At 57.9% G+C, this 17,653-nt stretch carries 18 protein-coding genes and 1 pseudogene; 9 read left to right on the top strand and 10 right to left on the bottom strand.

Annotated elements, in window-relative coordinates:
- Positions 1-35 precede the first annotated feature (35 nt).
- The 4 genes from AC2FNB_RS17475 to AC2FNB_RS17460 all read left to right on the top strand — a co-directional run bounded on the left by AC2FNB_RS17475 (position 36) and on the right by AC2FNB_RS17460 (position 3,596).
- Positions 36-554 (top strand): TRAP transporter small permease subunit, encoded by a 519-nt coding sequence (locus AC2FNB_RS17475; protein WP_480750072.1) that lies wholly within the window; start codon positions 36-38, stop codon positions 552-554.
- Positions 554-2,059, top strand: coding sequence for a TRAP transporter large permease (locus AC2FNB_RS17470; RefSeq protein WP_480750073.1), 1,506 nt, complete (start codon positions 554-556; stop codon positions 2,057-2,059). Before AC2FNB_RS17475 ends, AC2FNB_RS17470 begins: the two co-directional genes overlap by 1 nt.
- A 61-nt stretch (positions 2,060-2,120) precedes the next feature.
- Positions 2,121-3,152 carry a TRAP transporter substrate-binding protein gene (locus AC2FNB_RS17465; protein WP_480750074.1) on the top strand — a complete coding sequence of 344 codons (1,032 nt, stop codon included), beginning with the start codon at positions 2,121-2,123 and terminating at the stop codon, positions 3,150-3,152.
- A 99-nt stretch (positions 3,153-3,251) separates the two neighbouring features.
- Complete coding sequence (locus AC2FNB_RS17460) at positions 3,252-3,596, top strand: RidA family protein (protein WP_480750075.1); 345 nt, start codon at positions 3,252-3,254, stop codon at positions 3,594-3,596.
- Positions 3,597-3,605: 9 nt separating this feature from the next.
- On the opposite strand, the gene hpaH is transcribed toward AC2FNB_RS17460, so the two are convergent.
- The 8 genes from hpaH to AC2FNB_RS17420 all read right to left on the bottom strand — a co-directional run bounded on the left by hpaH (position 3,606) and on the right by AC2FNB_RS17420 (position 11,323).
- Positions 3,606-4,406 carry a 2-oxo-hept-4-ene-1,7-dioate hydratase gene (gene hpaH / locus AC2FNB_RS17455; RefSeq protein WP_496748228.1) on the bottom strand — a complete coding sequence of 267 codons (801 nt, stop codon included), beginning with the start codon at positions 4,404-4,406 and terminating at the stop codon, positions 3,606-3,608.
- Positions 4,403-5,257 carry a fumarylacetoacetate hydrolase family protein gene (locus AC2FNB_RS17450; protein ID WP_480750077.1) on the bottom strand — a complete coding sequence of 285 codons (855 nt, stop codon included), beginning with the start codon at positions 5,255-5,257 and terminating at the stop codon, positions 4,403-4,405. The genes hpaH and AC2FNB_RS17450 overlap by 4 nt, the downstream gene beginning before the upstream one ends.
- A gap of 12 nt (positions 5,258-5,269) precedes the next feature.
- Complete coding sequence (gene hpaD / locus AC2FNB_RS17445) at positions 5,270-6,124, bottom strand: 3,4-dihydroxyphenylacetate 2,3-dioxygenase (RefSeq protein ID WP_480750078.1); 855 nt, start codon at positions 6,122-6,124, stop codon at positions 5,270-5,272.
- 30 nt (positions 6,125-6,154) lie between these two features.
- Complete coding sequence (hpaE, locus tag AC2FNB_RS17440; protein ID WP_496748226.1) at positions 6,155-7,663, bottom strand: 5-carboxymethyl-2-hydroxymuconate semialdehyde dehydrogenase; 1,509 nt, start codon at positions 7,661-7,663, stop codon at positions 6,155-6,157.
- Positions 7,660-8,049, bottom strand: a complete 390-nt coding sequence (locus AC2FNB_RS17435) for a 5-carboxymethyl-2-hydroxymuconate Delta-isomerase (protein WP_496748224.1) — start codon at positions 8,047-8,049, stop codon at positions 7,660-7,662. The genes hpaE and AC2FNB_RS17435 overlap by 4 nt, the downstream gene beginning before the upstream one ends.
- An 81-nt stretch (positions 8,050-8,130) precedes the next feature.
- Positions 8,131-9,681: a TRAP transporter large permease gene (locus tag AC2FNB_RS17430; protein WP_480750081.1), complete on the bottom strand. Its 1,551-nt coding sequence runs from the start codon at positions 9,679-9,681 to the stop codon at positions 8,131-8,133.
- Positions 9,674-10,174, bottom strand: a complete 501-nt coding sequence (locus tag AC2FNB_RS17425; protein WP_496748221.1) for a TRAP transporter small permease subunit — start codon at positions 10,172-10,174, stop codon at positions 9,674-9,676. Before AC2FNB_RS17425 ends, AC2FNB_RS17430 begins: the two co-directional genes overlap by 8 nt.
- 63 nt (positions 10,175-10,237) lie before the next feature.
- The gene (locus AC2FNB_RS17420; protein ID WP_480750083.1) at positions 10,238-11,323 is read right to left on the bottom strand and encodes a TRAP transporter substrate-binding protein; all 1,086 of its coding nucleotides are present in this window, start codon (positions 11,321-11,323) and stop codon (positions 10,238-10,240) included.
- Between the two features lie 167 nt (positions 11,324-11,490).
- Here AC2FNB_RS17420 and pepT point away from each other — a divergent pair, with 167 nt between their 5' ends.
- Positions 11,491-12,726: a peptidase T gene (pepT, locus tag AC2FNB_RS17415; RefSeq protein ID WP_496748219.1), complete on the top strand. Its 1,236-nt coding sequence runs from the start codon at positions 11,491-11,493 to the stop codon at positions 12,724-12,726.
- Between the two features lie 199 nt (positions 12,727-12,925).
- On the opposite strand, the gene torT is transcribed toward pepT, so the two are convergent.
- Positions 12,926-13,630, bottom strand: coding sequence for a TMAO reductase system periplasmic protein TorT (gene torT / locus AC2FNB_RS17410; RefSeq protein WP_496748232.1), 705 nt, complete (start codon positions 13,628-13,630; stop codon positions 12,926-12,928).
- 138 nt (positions 13,631-13,768) lie between these two features.
- Between torT and AC2FNB_RS17405 the strand changes: the two genes are divergently transcribed.
- Entirely contained in the window at positions 13,769-15,049 is a 1,281-nt protein-coding gene (locus AC2FNB_RS17405) for a PP2C family protein-serine/threonine phosphatase (RefSeq protein ID WP_480750085.1), read from the top strand.
- Between the two features lie 80 nt (positions 15,050-15,129).
- On the opposite strand, the gene AC2FNB_RS17400 is transcribed toward AC2FNB_RS17405, so the two are convergent.
- Positions 15,130-15,573, bottom strand: a complete 444-nt coding sequence (locus AC2FNB_RS17400; RefSeq protein WP_480750086.1) for an NUDIX hydrolase — start codon at positions 15,571-15,573, stop codon at positions 15,130-15,132.
- A 76-nt stretch (positions 15,574-15,649) separates the two neighbouring features.
- On the opposite strand from AC2FNB_RS17400, the gene hslO reads away from it, so the two are divergent.
- The 3 genes and pseudogenes from hslO to AC2FNB_RS17385 all read left to right on the top strand — a co-directional run.
- A complete protein-coding gene (hslO, locus tag AC2FNB_RS17395; RefSeq protein WP_480750087.1) occupies positions 15,650-16,636 on the top strand; it encodes an Hsp33 family molecular chaperone HslO in 987 nt (328 codons plus the stop codon).
- On the top strand, positions 16,629-17,225 hold the full coding sequence (locus tag AC2FNB_RS17390; RefSeq protein WP_480750088.1) for a CoA pyrophosphatase: 597 nt from the start codon (positions 16,629-16,631) through the stop codon (positions 17,223-17,225). The genes hslO and AC2FNB_RS17390 overlap by 8 nt, the downstream gene beginning before the upstream one ends.
- Positions 17,222-17,653, top strand: a pseudogene (locus AC2FNB_RS17385) (CCA tRNA nucleotidyltransferase); the annotation flags it as partial. The gene AC2FNB_RS17390 and the pseudogene AC2FNB_RS17385, both read left to right, overlap by 4 nt.

Genomic DNA, 17,653 nt, shown 5'->3' with positions numbered 1-17,653 from the left:
ATCCGAGGAACGGTCAGTAAAACAGGGAAACGGGCATGAATTTCATGCGGAGATACGTCTCGTTCATCGACGGGATAAACCGCTGGATCGGCCGGGTGGTGATGTACGGCATCTTCGTGATGATGGGCATCCTGTTGTGGTCGTCGATCTCCAAGACTTTCTTTCTGCCGTCGTTGTGGACGCTGGAAGTGGCGCAGTTTGCGATGGTGGCCTATTACATCCTCGGCGGGCCGTATTCGATCCAGATGGGGTCGAACGTGCGGATGGACTTGCTATATGGCGAATGGTCAAGCCGACGGCAGGCGTGGACGGATGCGTTTACGGTTCTGTTTCTGATCTTTTATCTGGGTGTGCTGATCTATGGCGGGTGGGACAGTCTGAGCTATTCGCTGCAATACGGTGAACGCAGTCCGACGGCCTGGCGACCCTACCTGTGGCCGATCAAGGTGATCATGCTGGTAGGCCTGATTCTGATGCTGCTGCAGGCGGTATCGGAGTTGTGCAAGGATATCCTGCGCATCAAGGGCGATGACCTCCCGAGGGAGGCGATCTGATGTCTTACGAGATGATCGCCATTGTCATGTTCTCGACCATGATGTTGATGCTGATGACCGGGCAGCGGGTGTTCGGTGCCATCGGGTTTGTGGCCGTGGTGGCCTCGCTGCTGCTGTGGGGCGACCGGGGCGGGTATGACATCGGTTTCGCCGCGGCGATGAAGCTGATGAAATGGTATCCGCTGCTGACGCTGCCGATGTTCATCTTCATGGGATATGTCCTGTCGGAATCCAAGATCGCGGACGATCTGTACAAGATGTTTCATGTCTGGATGGGCGGCCTGAACGGTGGTCTGGCAATTGGTACGATTGCTCTCATGGTCCTGATTTCTGCTATGAATGGTCTGAGCGTAGCAGGTATGGCGATTGGCGCCACGATCGCCCTGCCGGAACTGTTGAAGCGCGGATATGACAAGCGCATGGTGACTGGTGTCATTCAGGCTGGTTCATCCCTGGGTATTCTCGTGCCGCCCTCTGTCGTGCTCGTTCTTTACGCGATGATTGCGCGGCAGCCGGTGGGACAACTATGGTTGGCAGGTGTCATTCCGGGGCTGATGATGGCGGCTATGTTCATTCTCTACATCGCCATCCGTTGCAAACTGAACCCTGCTTTGGGTCAGGCCATGGATCGCGAAAACCTGGCTGAATATGAACGAACTACGGACCATCCTTTGCGCCTGAACTATCTTGCCTTGCTGGGCGTTGTCGCCGTTCCGGCGTTGTTGGGCCTGGGTGCAGTGACGGCCAAGGCCGCAATCGGCATCGCTGCAGTGATTGGTGCGTTGTCTTTTGCCACCCGAAAAACCCCGGCCTTTTACAAGGATGTCTTCCTCAAGGAGAAATACCGTCTGCTTTTCGCAGGTGTCCTGCCGCTGGCGATTTTTGCCGCGATGATGATCCCGTTCGTGAACGGCTGGACTTCCCTAGTGGAAAGTTCCGCCATCGGCGCGCTGACGGCCTTTGTCGCGGCGGTTCTGAAAGGGCGGATGAATCGGCAGGTTTTCGAGACCTCGGTGCGCTCGACGCTGGGTATTTCGTGCATGTTCATGTGGATCATTCTGGCGGCGCTGGCTTTTGGCGCCGTGTTTGACGGGCTTGGGGCGGTGCGCGCCATCGAGAACCTGTTCACCGAGCGTCTGGGGTTGAGCCCCTGGATGATCCTGATCCTGATGCAGCTGAGTTTCATCGTAATGGGCACGTTTCTTGACGATACGGCTATGCTGGTGATCGTGGCGCCGCTTTACGTGCCGTTGGTGCAGGCGTTGGGATTCGACCTGATCTGGTACGGTGTGCTGTACACGATCACGACTCAGATCGCCTATATGACACCGCCATTTGGCTATAACCTGTTTCTGATGCGAGCCATGGCGCCGCCAGACATTACTCTGCGCGATATTTATGGGTCGATCCTGCCCTTCGTGCTGGTGATGGCGCTGGCGCTGGCGATCATCATGGTGTTTCCGCAGATCGCACTGTGGTTGCCGGAGGCCGTTTACAACAAATGATCCCGGATCGAACCGGGGCTTATGAGAGAGCAATTCGTTGATTTCAACTGGGAGAGAGAAAATGACGACAAGACGTAAGTTTTTGAAAGGGGCCGCAGTTGTTCCTGCAGCATCGCTGGCCGCACCGGCGCTGGCGCAATCGACGATCAAGTGGCGGATGCAGACCTATGCCGGCCCTGCGCTGGCCGAACATGTGGTCGATCCGGCGATCAACCTGTTCAACCAGATTGCCGGAGACCGGATGCAGATCGAGCTGTTTTATGCCGATCAGCTGGTGCCCACCGGCGAGTTGTTTCGCGCCATGCAGCGGGGCACTATCGACGCGGTGCAATCGGACGACGACTCGATGGCCTCGCCCACCGAAGTGACAGTTTTCGGTGGGTATTTCCCCTTTGCTTCGCGTTATTCTCTGGATGTGCCTGTACTGTTCAATCAGTACGGCCTGAACGAAATATGGGACGAGGAATATTCCAAGGTCGGCGTCAAGCATATCAGTGCCGGTTCGTGGGACCCTTGTCATTTCGCCACCAAGGACCCGATCAACTCGCTGGCCGATCTGCAGGGCAAGCGTGTCTTTACTTTCCCGACCGCAGGCCGGTTCCTCAGCCAGTTCGGCGTGGTGCCTGTCACCCTCCCGTGGGAGGATATCGAAGTTGCGGTTCAGACCGGCGAACTGGATGGTATTGCCTGGTCCGGGATTACCGAGGATTACACCGTCGGTTGGGCGGATGTGACCAACTATTTCCTGACCAACAACATTTCAGGAGCGTGGATTGGCCACTTCTTTGCCAATAACGAACGTTGGGAGGAATTGCCGGAGGATCTGAAGCTGTTGTTCAAGGTATGCTGTGAGCAATCCCACTATTATCGCCAGTGGTGGTATTGGGGCGGCGAGGCATCGCTACGGGTCAACGGAACCAAGATGCAGCTTACCTCGATTCCGGATGCGGAATGGGCGCAAGTCGAAGCCGCCGCAACGAAATTCTGGGACGAGATCGCCGCCGAATCCGAGACCAAGGCCAAGGTGGTCCAGATATTCAAACAGTATAACGCCGACATGCAAAAGGCCGGGCGGCCTTATCGCTACAGCTGACCAATCTGCCCTGACCTGCGCGTGTGGGTCAGGGCAAAAATCGCATTGACCGGTGGGGTTGCAAGGTTCATAGAGCCGAAAAAACCAGGAGCTTTCGGAATGACCATCACACGCATCGAAACCGGCCAGCGCATGAGCAAGATCGTCAAGCACAATGGCACCGTCTACCTGTGCGGTCAGGTAGGAGACGGTGAGACCGTCGCGGATCAGACGCGCGATTGCCTGTCCCGTGTCGAGGCGCTGCTGGAACAGGCGGGAACGGACAAAACCCGGATTTTGCAGGCAATCGTCTGGCTGGCGGACATGGCCGATTTTGCCGAGATGAACGCTGTATGGGATGCTTGGGTGCCCGAGGGCCACGCCCCCGCGCGCGCTTGCGGCGAGGCCAGGTTGGCGCGCGACACACTGCGCGTCGAAATCATCGTCACGGCCGCCGAGAAGTAACGGGCGTTTTCACTCAAAGCCGATTTCGACCGAGCCGAAGCGACCGAAATCCGCATGAATCTCGGAACCGGAAGGGCATTCCACGGGTCGAATGAAGCTGCCCGATAGAATGATGTGACCGGGTTCAATCCTCTGGCTGAACTCCGCCATGCGGCGGGCCAGCCAGACGACGCTTTCGACGGGGTCGTTCAAAACACCGGCGCCAAGCCCGGTTTCCTCGATCTCGCCATTGCGGAATGTAAGGGCGCCAACCCAGCGAAGGTCAAAGGCGTTGATGGCGTGTCGTTCGGCACCCAGAACGATCCCGGCATTGGCGGCGTTGTCGCTGATCGTGTCGCATACGTTGCGGGCTGTTCCGGTGTCCGGATCGACCCGCAGAATTCGGGTATCAAGGATTTCGAGCGCAGGCACGACACAGTCAGTGGCCGCAATGACTTCTTCGCGGGTGACATTTACGCCGCCGATGGCGGATTTCATCACAAACGCGATCTCAGCCTCGATCCGGGGCTGGATGAACCGCCCTTTTGGCACCGTGCTTTCGTTTTCGAACGCCATATCGTCGAACAAAATTCCACTGTCGGGAATATCGATGTTCAGCGCATATTGCATGGCCTTCGATGTCAGGCCGATTTTCCAGCCGATCACCTTTCGGCCCTGCGCCAGTTTGGCGCGCTGGATTTCATTTTGTATGGCATAGGCGTCATCCATGGTCATGTCCGGATGGCGCAGGCTGAGCAGGCCGATCTGGGTACGCTCGCGTTCGGCGGTCAGCAAATCGGCGGCGGCACGGGCGTGATCTTGCGGAGTCATGGCTGTTCGTCTGCCACACCGTTGCGCAGGATGCCAATGCCGCCAACTTCGACTTCGACCACGTCACCCGGTTCAAGGTAGCGTGGTGGATCGAACCGCGCGCCCGCACCGGTTGGTGTTCCGGTGATGATGATGTCACCGGGCCGCAGCGTCATGAAGGTAGAGATATAGGCGATTTCCTCGCGGATCGGGAAGATCATGCGGTTGAGAGTGTCGTTTTGGCGTTCTTGGCCATTCACCCTCGTTATGATCCGGGCATCGTCCAATTGGGCAGGATCACGGAAGGGGACCAACCAAGGGCCAAGCGCGCCGGATTTGTCCCAATTCTTGCCTTGCGTGACATTGAACTTCGCGTGCCGGACCCAATCGCGAATGGTGCCTTCGTTGCACAGCGTCAGCGCGGCAATGTGTCCGTATGCATCCTCAGCCTTGATGCGACGTCCGGTCTTGCCGATGACAATTGCCACCTCGCCTTCGTAGTCCAATGTGTGGTTCTCCGGCGGGCGGATCAGAGGCAGATTGTGTCCGGTGAATCCGCTGGCGAAACGTGGGAACAGGGACATATACTTGGGTTGCGCACTGCCGTCTTTGTATTCTGAATTTCGGTCGGGAAAGTTCACCCCGACACACAGGATGCGAGGCGCGTTGGGCAGCGGAATATCGTAAGAGAAATCGGTGTGTGTGACCGGACGACCCTGTGCGGCGGCTTCAAGCTGATCCAATCCGCCATCCCGGATGACGTCAAGGAGTGTGGGCCAATTGGGGAAGTTCGGCGACAGGGCTACCGCGCCGCCGTCGGTGATAGCGCCATAGTATGTCTTGCCCTCGGCAATGAAACTCGCAAATCGCATGGTTTGCCTTTGCTATTGAACCGGAAAGATGACGTTGGTTTGCCCGGTGCCGGATGAGGGGAAATACTCGGTCACGACCTCACATTTGCCTGTGTAGTCGTCCCATCCCAGCGCACCGTACAGCATCGACGTGTCATGCATGGATCCCTCGCCACAACAGAAGGTCGCATAATCACCCAGCATCTTCAGGAAGGTCGCGTGATCGCCATTCTTCCACATCTCCAGTACATGCAGGTCGACTTGGCGGTTGAACTCGGAACTGATGGTAAAGGTGCCGTTATTGGCGGCATAGTCCTTGTTGGCCCAGATCTTGTGAGACAAAGAGCCAGAGGCGACAAGCAACACCTTGCTGTCGCTGGCTTCGACGGCCTCGCGGATCGCCTCGCCGATGAGGCGGCTTTCGGAATGGTCATGTACGGTGGCCCAGGCGGCGACCGAGACGACCTTCATGTCGTGTTCGCGGCTCATGAACCGCATTGGCACCAATGTGCCATATTCCAGTTCCAGACTGTCCAGGTGATGCGCAAGCGTATAGACACCCTTGTCTGATGCCACTTTGGCAATGGCGTCGCCAAGCTCCGGATTGCCGTCGTAGGAGTACGGCAAATCCTGAATGAATTGTGGAAACTCATTCGAGGTAAACAACCCTTCGAACCTGGCGTTCGCATTGATGTGAAAGCCTGCGTTGATCACCCAATGAGTGTCGCAGATCACGACGGTATCAGCGCCCAACGCCTTGGCGCGGCGGGCGATTTCGCGGTGGCCGTCAATGGCGGGCTGCCTTTTGCCCTTGATCGGACCTTCCTGCTCCGACATCAACAATGTCGGCACGTGGGTCATCTTGGCGGCGAGTACGATTTCTCCCATTTTAGGTTCCTCCCGAAGTGTCGCTGGTAGTCAGGCGCCCAGCCGCATGATCTTGTGCTGGCCGGTTGCGAAACCGATATGCTTCTGTTCCATGTAAAACTCAAAACTCCAGTCGCCGCCATCGCGGCCGATACCACTGGCCTTGACCCCCCCGAACGGTGTGGGCAAGTGGCGGACGTTTTCCGAGTTTACCCAGATCATCCCTGCTTCGAGCCTGTCGGTAAAGCGCAGGGCGCGGGTCAGGTCGTTGGTCCAGACATATCCTGTCAGACCATAGGGCGTGTCGTTGGCAATGTGCAGCGCTTCTTCTTCGCTCGAAAAGGGTATTGACGTCAGGACCGGGCCGAAGATCTCTTCTTGCGCAATACGCATGTTGTTGCTTGCATTGGTGAAGAGGGTAGGGCGGACGAAAAAACCCTCGTCGCCAACGGTGGTTCCGCCCGCAGCGATGGTCGCGCCGTCTGATCTGGCGATGTCAAAATAGGATGTGACCTTTTCGAAATGTTCTTCGGTCACCAGCGGGCCGATTTCGGTTGTCGGGTCGAGCGGATGGCCGACCTTGATTGTGTTGACGCGTTCGACCAGCCTGGTCTCGAATTCCTCCTTGATGGTGTCCTGCACCAACAGACGTGAAGATGACGTACAGCGCTCACCATTGATCGAGTAGATCATGAAGATCACCGCGTCCAGCGCGCGGTCAAGATCGGCGTCATCAAAGACGATGACCGGGTTCTTACCGCCAAGTTCCAGGTGCATCCGTTTGAGCGTATCCGCGCCCTGTTTGGTGATGATCGACCCGGTGCGGCTTTCGCCGACAAAGGCGATGGCCTTGATCAGAGGGTGCTCGGTCAATCGTTTCCCGGCCTCTTCGCCAAAGCCGTTGACGGTGTTCAGCACGCCGGGCGGCAAGCCGGCCTCCTCAGCGATCTCGACCAGCAGGCGGGCGGTCAGGGGACTGGCCTCTGCGGGCTTGTGAACCACAGTGCAACCTGCGGCCAGCGCCGGAGCAATTTTCCATGTCGACAGCATGAACGGCGTGTTCCACGGTGTGATGACACCGACCGGGCCAATGGGCACGCGCGTGGTGATGTTCATCAACGTGGACGATTTCAAGTGCTGGCCGTCGCGGGCCTGCACCACCTGATCGGAAAAATAGCGGAAATTCTCGGCCCCGCGCAACGCCGCCTTGGACATGAAGCGAAGGGTTTGACCGGTGTCCCAGCATTCGCAAAGGGCGATTTCCTCGGCCCGCGCTTCGATACACTCCGCGATGTTCAGCAGGATTTTCCGCCGCTCGGTCGCGGCCATGTCACGCCAGCTTTCGAACGCGCCTGCCGCAGCTTCGGCCGCCGCATCTATGTCGGCGGCTGTCCCGTGGGCGACATCGCAAATGACTGACTTGTCGACTGGAGACACAGTCCGAAACACGCCACCCGACCCGTTTCGATCCTGACCTGCGATCCGATTGCGAATACCGGTTTCGCGAAAGCGGGAAAGGTAGCTGTCGAGTTTCGCGAGGTTGTCGTCCAATACGGTCATTGCGAGTGCTCCAGATGGTCCCGGATGGTCCCGGTCTTTGCAGAAAGGTCCGGGTCTATGTCGCGTATCTCCAGCGACAGGGCGATCGAGTGGTGCGCCATGGCTGGTGCAAGAAACGCTTGGGCGGCCTCGAATATGCGATGTGTGGCGTCCTTCTTGACATCCAAAGTTCGGCCCGCACGAAGACGGACGGAAATGTCAATGAACCCGTGTTTCGGATCACCGTCCGCGATCGAACAGAAATCGCAGGCAAAGGCGCGTACCCTGATCCCGGCCAGGGGAAAAACACCCGTTTCAATCCCTGCCAGCCGAAGCGTGTTGCACAGGGCCGCCATATCGACGATCTGCTCCAGGTTTCTGGAATACTCGATGTTGAAATGCGGCATAGTATCCCCTCACTACTTCACTTGTTAACTAAAAATTGGCAGAATGTCAACCGTGTACAGCACCAAGCCGCCTGGGCTTGTTCAGAACAATAGGGCAGGCAGGACTGTGGCGATTTGCGGAACGAACCAGATGATTGCGACCGCCACGGCTTGTAGCAGGATGAAGGGCGCCACTCCGGCATAGATATGTGCGGTTGTCACCTCGGGTGGAGCTGCGCCCCGCAAGTAGAACAACGAAAAGCCGAAAGGCGGCGTCAGGAACGATGTTTGCAGATTGATTGCGATCAGAACTGACAGCCAGATCGGATCGTGCCCCATGACGATCAAGGTCGGCAATACAAGCGGCAGTACGATCACAGAGATTTCGACAAAATCCAGAAAGAAGCCGAGAATGAAGATAAACAACATGCAGAAAAGAAGTGCGCCATTCGCGCCCCCCGGAAGTTTCTGCAGAATAGCCGCCACGCGGTCTTCGCCGCCCAGCCCGATGAATACGAGTGAAAAAACCCCGGCCGCCAAGATTGTTGCGAAGATCATCGAGGTCATCGTCAAGGTCGACGTCAGCGCAGGCTGAATGATCTTATGTGCAGTAAGCGAGCGGACTGCCGACAGGATGGAAACACCGCCGACAACGGCAAGGGCAAGATAGACAATTCCGACACCAGCCTCGAATCCGGTAAGGTCACTGCGTTGAAACCGAACGGGAAAAAGGCCGGCGCCAAGTGCCAAAAGGGTCAGCGCGGTAACCCCAATAAACAACAGACGCTTGCGCTCGCCAGTTCTTTCCGCGGCCAGAAGCGCGGCGCCAATTCCGCCGACCGAAGCTGCCTCGGTCGGTGATGCGATGCCGCTGAGGATTGCGCCCAACACTGCAAGAATGAGAAGGAACGCGGGCAGGATCGCGCGAGATATTTCGTTCAGATCAGGCTTGCGACCATTTCCCGGCGATGGCGGTAAATCGTTCGGGCGAAGCATACCGCGCGCAAGGATATATAGAATGTACAGGGCGACCATTGTCAGACCGGGAAGCAGAGCCGAGGCAAAGACCTGACCGACAGAGATGGTTTCGATGGAAAACTTGCCAAGTTCATACTGGGCTTGCTGATAGGCGTTCGACACCACGTCAGACAGGATGATCAACAGTGTCGAGGGCGGGATGATCTGCCCCAGGGTTCCGGCGGAACAGACGATGCCTGACGCAACACGGGGATCATACCCGGCCCGCAGCATGGAAGGCAGGGCGATCATCCCCATCGCGACAACTGTCGCCCCCACGATTCCCGTCGAAGCGGCCAGCAGCATGCCGACCAACACCACCGAGATACCCAAACCGCCCCTGAGCTGCCCGAAGGATCGGCCCATCGTGTCCAGCATGTCTTCGGCGATCCGGCTTTTCTCAAGGACTGCTCCCATCAGAACAAAGAGCGGAATCGCGATCAGGACGTTGTTGGTCAAAAGACCATAGATACGCTGCGACATTGCGCCAAGCAGGGACAGGTCCATCACGCCGAGGACCCACCCCAACAGCGCAAACAGAATGGCGGTGCCTGCGATGCTGAACGCCACCGGAAAGCCAGACAGGATGACGGCGACCAACCCCGCGAACATGATCAGGTCCAGGTATTCAGCCATCGCGTGGCCTTTCCGCCAAAAGCCGCAGGACGCAGGCCACAGATTGAAGCAGGACGAGGACGCAGAAAAGCGGTATCAATGACTTCAGCAGAAACACTGCTTTGATCCCACCGACCGAGATCGGGCCTTCCAGAATCTTCCAGGAATTTCGGACCGCAGGCCAGGACCAGTAGAAGATCATGATCATCGCGGGCATAAGCAGGAAAACATGCCCCGCAAGGTCGATACGCCGACGGCCCGTCGGCCCGAGCTTGGCATAGAAAATGTCGACCCGAACGTGACCGTCCACCAAAAGCGTGTAACCCGCCCCCAACATGAACAGGGTTGAATGCAGATAAAGAACTGACTCTTGCGTTGCGATAGTGCTGAAACCGAAGGCATAGCGCGCGACGACAATGGCAAATTGAATCAGTAGCATTGCCAGTGCGAACCAGCGCACCGCCAGACCGGTTGCACGATTGATGCCGTCAAGCGTCTCGATGAGCCTTTTCATCACCACCTCAAAAAGAACCGATGCGCATGTTCACGCATCGGTTCAGGCTGATCGCCCGATGACTCAATAGCCCAGAACGCTTGCGCGGGCGTTCATTTGCCCGTTGTCGGCAAAGGTCATGTAGGCCCCGACAGAATCGCGGTAATCTACAAAGTTCTGAGTGATGCGGCGCACCAGTTCGTCGTCGTCATTGGCAAGGTCTTCCATGACCTCTGCCGCGGCAACACCCATGGCAACGACCACGTCGTCCGGAAGCTGCCTGACCTGCACCCCTTCGTTTGCGACCATGGCCGCAAGCGCCTGTGCGTGCTTGGTGGTGTATTCGGTCCAGACCGGATTATAGAGGCTTTCGCAGGCAAAACTGACGGCCTGCTTCAAATCGTCCGGCAGCCCAGAATAGACCTCGAGATTGACCGCACATTCCTCCGCTGAAGACGGCTCACCCACGCCCGGCCAGTAATAGTTCTTGGCAACCTGGAAGAAGCCGAGCGCGCTGTCCGTCCACGGGCCGATGAACTCTCCGGCGTCCAGCGCACCGGTCTGCAGCGCCTGAAACATGTCGCGCCCGCCCATGGCTTGCACCGCCATGCCGAGCTTGGAGCACATCTCGGACGCAAGACCGGTGGTGCGGAATTTGAGCCCCTTGAGATCATCGACGGAATTGATTTCGTCCCGGAACCAGCCCTGCCATTGCGGGCCGGAGTTGCCGCACAGAAATGGCTTTAATCCGAAACGTCCGTACATTTCGTCATACAGGGCCTGACCGCCACCGTGATAAAGCCAGCCGAATTGCTCGTCGGCCCTGAGGCCAAACGGCTGCGACCCGAACAACAGGATGCCCTTGGACTTGGACCCCCAATAGGCTGGAACCGCGTGGTAAAGCTCTGCCGTCCCCTCCGAGACCGCGTCGAACACACCGCGCCCCGGCACCAGCTCTCCGGCGGCGAACAGTTTCACTTCGATGCGTCCGCCGGACAGGTTGGTGATCCGATCCGCCAGCATCTGCGCAGCAACGCCCGGCCCCGGCAGGTTCTTGGGCCACGCGGTGACCATCTTCCATTGCCGGATATCCTGTGCAATCGCCGGGCTTGCCAATGCCGTGGCCGCAACGCCCGTTACACCCGCTTTCACAAAATCTCTGCGTTTCATTGTCTCCTCCCCGTTCAATACTTGTTATGCGTACCATATTCACTTTCAGGAATAGACATAATTCCGTCAACGATTAGTTGCGGGTCTGCCCGCACGTAGTGACATGGCTTGACTTGTTTGCTCTCCAAGCGCCTTGTTCGCTAAATGCAGAAGGAGGCGGGGCGAAGATGCAATTCGATCAGGAACTTGAAGACCGGCTTGTCCGTTATGCGGCCATCGACAGCCAAAGCGATGCGGAATCGCCGAACTCTCCCAGTACAGACATTCAGCTTGATGTCTTGCGTTTGCTGCTGGCCGAGCTTGCCGGAATGGGCGCTCAGGATGTCGAGTTAACGGACTATGGTGTTGTTCTGGGAACAATTCCGGCAACGACGTCCGGTCCGACCATCGGGTTTCTGGCCCATGTCGACACGGCGCCGCAGTTCAATGCCAGCGGGGTCAAACCAAGGGTGATCAAAGGCTACAATGGTGGCGATATCAGTTTTCCGGACAATCCCTCGCTTATTTTGTCCCCTGACGATTGTCCTGCTCTGGGTGAAAAGGTTGGGCATGACCTTGTCACCGCGTCGGGTACGACTTTGCTGGGGGCGGATGACAAGGCCGGCGTCGCAATCATCATGACCGCCGCGCGGCATCTTTTGGAGAACCCGCAGATACCCCATGGCCCCATTCGTATCGCATTTACACCGGACGAGGAAATCGGGCGCGGGGTAGGCGAGCGGCTTCCGAAGGATCTGGCTGCCGAGTTTGCATATACTTTCGACGGCAGCAATGTCGGAGAAATCGAGTACGAAAGCTTTTCCGCCGATGCCGCAGAAATCACAGTTTCAGGCGTGTCGATCCATCCTGGCTGGGCCAAGGGAAAGCTGGTCAACGCAATACATCTGGCATCCAAGATCGTTTCGATGTTGCCACAATCGACAATGACGCCAGAGGTGACCGACGGTCGAGAAGGGTTCATCCATGCGACCGACATGACCGGCGGATCGTCGGAGATGAAAATCAAACTGATCCTGCGCGACTTCGAACTTGACGGCCTAGAGGCCAAGGGGCGACTTTTGCGACAGGTCTGCGAAGCGGTGCAAAGCTCGGAGCCACGCGCAAAAATCGAATGCAAGATCACGCCGCAATATCGCAATATGCGGTATTGGCTGGAAAAAGACATGACGCCGGTGGCCCTGGCCTGCGCCGCCAGTCGCAGGATAGGTGTCGAACCGGTCTCGATTCCAATTCGAGGCGGTACGGACGGTTCGCGTTTGACCGAACTTGGGGTACCGACGCCAAACTTGTTCACTGGAATGCAGAATATTCATGGCCCGCTGGAGTGGATATCGGTTCAGGACATGTCAGTCGCGACCAACCTATGCCTGACCCTGGTCGAGCTTGCCGCCACGGATTCGTAACGACGCACAGCCAGCCTCTCGGCCCTTGCTGCACCAGGTCAACGCGTTCAAACCTGAGCGCAATGATCGATACGATCTGCAGCTTGGTTCGCCAGTCTGCCACACAACCGAAACTGCCGTAAAATCCTGGTGAGCAGGTGGGTTCCAAACCCTGGTTCGAGCAAATTCCTATTTATGCAAAAGCATATTTCGGGGCGAATCAATGAATGCTCTGAAAGTATTCAGAGGGAGAGATCCGGATATCGACAAGATCATTGTCGGACGCTGTAAGCAATGTGATTTTCGGCCCGACCAGTCCAGCGGGTCGACCCGATGCCAGGATCGAAACCGCTTGATTAAGAGCCATGACCCCCTGCAATTCGGGATCGTCGAAAGGAACTGCCAGAACGCTGCTATTCATCAAGCCGCGCAGAACGGTCTGGCTGATGTATGTCGAGATCAGTTGCGGTTGCATTGGTGCACGAGAATTCGCGAACAAACCAATCGCGGCTTCAGCCGCCGCTGCGCTGCCGATCAAGTAGTCGATGTCGGGGTAGAGCGCGAGCGCGGTTTCGACGAGCGCCAGTTGCTGGCGCAACCCCGTGTCCGCCCCAAAAACGTCGATGACGTCAACGGAGCTCTCGGTAAGACCATCGCGCAACCCTTGATCCAATGGCCCGGTCCAGCCAGCTTCGGTGGGTCCAGAGATAATTACTGCGGTCTTGGGTGGTGACCCGGTGTTGTGCCGTTCCGCGAGATACTTCCCGACGGCATACCACATATCCTGCCAGTCCACACCAATACGCCCGCTGAGCGCCGTAGCATGCAGTTCATTTACCAATCCGAATACGGGGATATCCTCGGCGGCTTGTGCGATAACCGTCGTCAAGTCAGTATGATCGGAGGTAACCGCACTGACCAAGATTGCGTCGACATCTCAAGCGTGACAACACCCGTTAAGGGGTTTGGCGTTTCGCAGACACAATCGCGTTTCATCATATGTTAAATAGCGGCGCCTAGTTTCAACCCGATCCGAGTTGAGGCAGGCAATGGGGTTTTTTCGGTGCTGAATATCAAGGATTCAGAAGCCCAGGCCGGGAAAGGATTCGGAGCAATTCGAAAGGTTCTGGTGGTCGATGACAGCCGCCTGCAACGCCGCATTCTCGTTGGTTCTCTGAGAAAATGGGGTTTCGAGGTGATCGAGGCGGACAGTGGCGAAACCGCGATCGCGGTGTGCCGCCAGAACCCGCCCGATCTGGTGCTCAGCGACTGGGTGATGCCCGGCATGAGCGGGTTGGAGTTTTGTCAGGCGTTCCGGTCGTTGGAGCACGAGGAATACGCCTATTTCATCCTGTTGACCTCAAAGAGCGAAAAGAACGAAGTGGCGCAGGGGTTGGATGCAGGGGCGGATGACTTCCTGATCAAGCCGCTGGGCGCGGATGAGCTGCGCGCCCGTATCTCTGCAGGAGCCCGCATCCTGGGCATGCAGCGGGAATTGTCCGAAAAGAACCGCATCATTGAAAAGGCGCTGGGCGAGTTGCGGCTGGCGCATGATGCCATCGACAAAGATCTGATTCAGGCCCGAAAGATACAGGAGTCACTGGTGCCCGAGCTGACTCGCGAATTTGGCACGTCGCGCGTCAGCCTGTTGCTCAAACCTTGCGGTCATATTGGTGGGGATCTGGTGGGCGTGTTTTCTCCGGGGGTGAACCGGTTGGGGTTTTACAGCATCGACGTGTCCGGGCACGGGATCACTTCGGCGATGATGACGGCCCGGTTGGGCGGCTATCTGTCCAGTACTTATTTTGACCAGAACGTAGCGATGGAAAAGCGGTTTGACCGTTTCTATGCGTTGCTGCCGCCCGAGGAGGTGGCTGCAACCCTCAATTCCCGTCTGATCGCTGATACCGGGGTCGAGGAGTATTTCACCATGGCCTATGCTATCATCGATCTCAGGAATGGCCATCTGAAGATGGTCCAGGCGGGCCATCCGCATCCTCTGGTGTTGCGTCGCGACGGACAAGCAGAGTTTCTTGGCGAAGGCGGCGTTCCGATTGGGTTGCTGCCGAACGTGACCTATGAACGTGTGGAAACCTATCTGGAACCCGGTGACAGGCTGTTGTTGTACTCGGACGGCTTCACGGAATGCCGTCTGGAGAATGGCGGAATGTTGGAGCCGGAAGGGTTGCTGGATCTCGTGCGGCAATGCGGGCCGGATCTGAGCGGGCAGGAATTCTTGGACGATCTGTTCTGGAGGTTGACCCAGGTCATGTCGCCCGAGCACGGGCTGGATGACGATGTTTCAGCCGCATTTTTTGAGTATAACGGCGTACCGCAACCATAGGAAACAGGCGTAGCCTCTTTTGCCCTTCGGGAAATCGACTCTGGGTATAATAAACCAGAATGCAGCAGAATACCCGCCGGTCAGAAACCCTGAGCGTGCCAGTCGGCGAAATGGCGGTCGCCAGCGTTGCCCAGACGGTAGGAGGCTTCGTCCGCCTCCATCCACAAAGGCTCGTGAAACGATTCGGTTGGCGGACCCATGCGGCGCACGGGGCGGGCGCGGTAGATCAGACAGATTTTTTCGGCCCACAGGTCGTATTCCGGCATGTAGGCGAAACGTCGAAAGGCGCCGACGCGTTTGGGCGTCGCGATCACCCAGCCGGTTTCCTCATAGACTTCGCGATGCAGGGCGGTGATTGGCGATTCTCCGGGATCGATACCGCCGCCCGGCAGTTGCAGGTCGGGGCCGGGTTCCATCTGACAGGTCAACAACAGTGCATTGCCACGAGGCAACAAGGCATAAACCCCGACGCGGCGGGTGTATGTCCTGCCCGGTTCGGGGGTTTCACCGAAACGCCTGATCATGTATGGCCCCTTTCAACCAAATCAGTTCGACTTATATGGTGGCGGTATGCCAACCTGCGGCGTTTAAGGAAACCCCATGTCTCTTGGAACGAAAATCGCGTGGGACGACACTGTCCTGCCCTTTCAGCTTGACCTGCCTGACATGCGTGGTCGGGTGGCCCGACTGGACGGGGTGTTGGACGGCATTCTGAAGCAGCACGACTATCCCGTTCAGGTCGAAGCGCTGGTGGCCGAGATGGCCTTGCTGACCGCGTTGATCGGGCAGACCATCGCGCTGCGCTGGAAGTTGTCGCTGCAGGTGCAATCCAAGGGGCCAGTGCGGATGATCGCGACCGATTACTATGCGCCGAAAATCGAGGGAGAACCGGCGCAGATCCGGGCCTATGCCAGTTTCGACCGTGATCGGCTGAGCGAGGGCGCGCCTTTCGATCAGGTCGGCGAGGGGTATTTCGCGATTCTGATCGACCAGGGCAAAGGTACGCAGCCTTATCAGGGGATCACGCCATTGTCGGGTGATTCGCTGAGCGCCTGCGCCGAGGCCTACTTCGCCCAGTCTGAGCAGTTGCCGACGCGTTTCTCGCTGAGTTTCGGCAGATCGATGGAGCCCGGCGTGAACGAACATTGGCGTGCCGGCGGGATCATGTTGCAGCACATGCCCAAGGCGTCGCCCTTCGTGGCCTCTGGCGGCGGGTCGGGTGAGATTCTGAGTGCCGATGACCTTGTGGATGGCGAGGAGGGTGAAAACTGGAGCCGGGTCAACATCCTGCTCGATACCGTTGAAGATCTGGAGCTGATCGGCCCGTCGGTACAGCCGACCGAACTTTTGGTACGCCTGTTTCACGAGGAACAGCCGCGCGTCTATGACACGCAACCGGTCAAGTTCGGGTGTACCTGTTCCGAGGAACGCGTACGGCAAAGCCTGTCGATCTATTCGGCCAAGGATATCGCGAAGATGACCACGCCCGAAGGAACTGTGACTGCAGATTGCCAGTTTTGCGGTGCGCATTATGTGCTTGATCCTGCAACGGTCGGCTTCGAAGCGGACCCGGATACCGGTGCGTGACGCGGTCGACCTGCTGTTGGCGGCGCTTAGCCGTCCGGGCCCCGGGTCAAGCGATTTCGATTTGAACCCGGACACGGTTCTGCCTGAGGGGCGCAAGTTGCGCCCTGCGGGAGTTCTGGTGCCTGTGTCTCTTATCGGCGACGGCCCGCGCGTAATCCTGACGAAACGGTCTTCGGCCCTGAAGCATCACCCCGGCCAGATCGCCTTTCCCGGTGGCAAGCAGGATGAGGGTGACGTTGACGTCACCGCCACCGCCTTGCGAGAAGCGCAGGAAGAAATCGGGTTGCCGCTCGATTTGCCGCGTATTCTGGGGCAACTGCCCGCGCACGAAACGGTAACGTCGTTCACCGTCACTCCGGTTGTTGCGGTTTTGGAGCGCGGGTTCGACCCGATTCCGGAGCCTGGTGAGGTTGAAGAGGTGTTTTCAGTGCCGCTGAGCCATGTGTTGAATCCGCAGAACTACATTGTAGAATCGCGGCGTTGGCGGGGCCAGCGGCGGCACTATTTCACCGTTCCGTTCGGCCCCTACTACATCTGGGGTGCAACCGCACGGATGTTGCGGGGGCTGGCGGCACGGGTGAATGAATGACGCGGATTACTGACGCGTGGGTGCATGATCCGGCAACGCAAAAGGTATGTGCGGCGCTGACTGGCGGTGGTGCGAAGGCCCTGTTTGTCGGGGGATGCGTGCGCAACGCTCTGCTGGGCGCGCCGGTTGCCGATATCGACATCGCCACCGACGCAAGGCCTGAACGCGTTGTCGCCCTGGCAGAGGCTGCGGGGATCAAGGCGGTTCCCACCGGTATCGACCACGGCACCGTGACCCTGGTAAGCAACGGCATCCCACATGAGGTCACCACCTTTCGCCGTGACGTGGAAACTGATGGCCGCCGGGCTGTAGTGGCCTATTCCGATACGGTCGAAGAGGACGCTGCACGCCGCGATTTCACCATGAACGCGCTTTATGCGCGGCCCGATGGAACCATTATCGACCCGCTTGGAGGATTGTGCGACCTG

Source organism: Ruegeria sp. BHSB058 (assembly GCF_059613285.1).
This window is presented reverse-complemented; position numbering and strand designations above follow the sequence as displayed.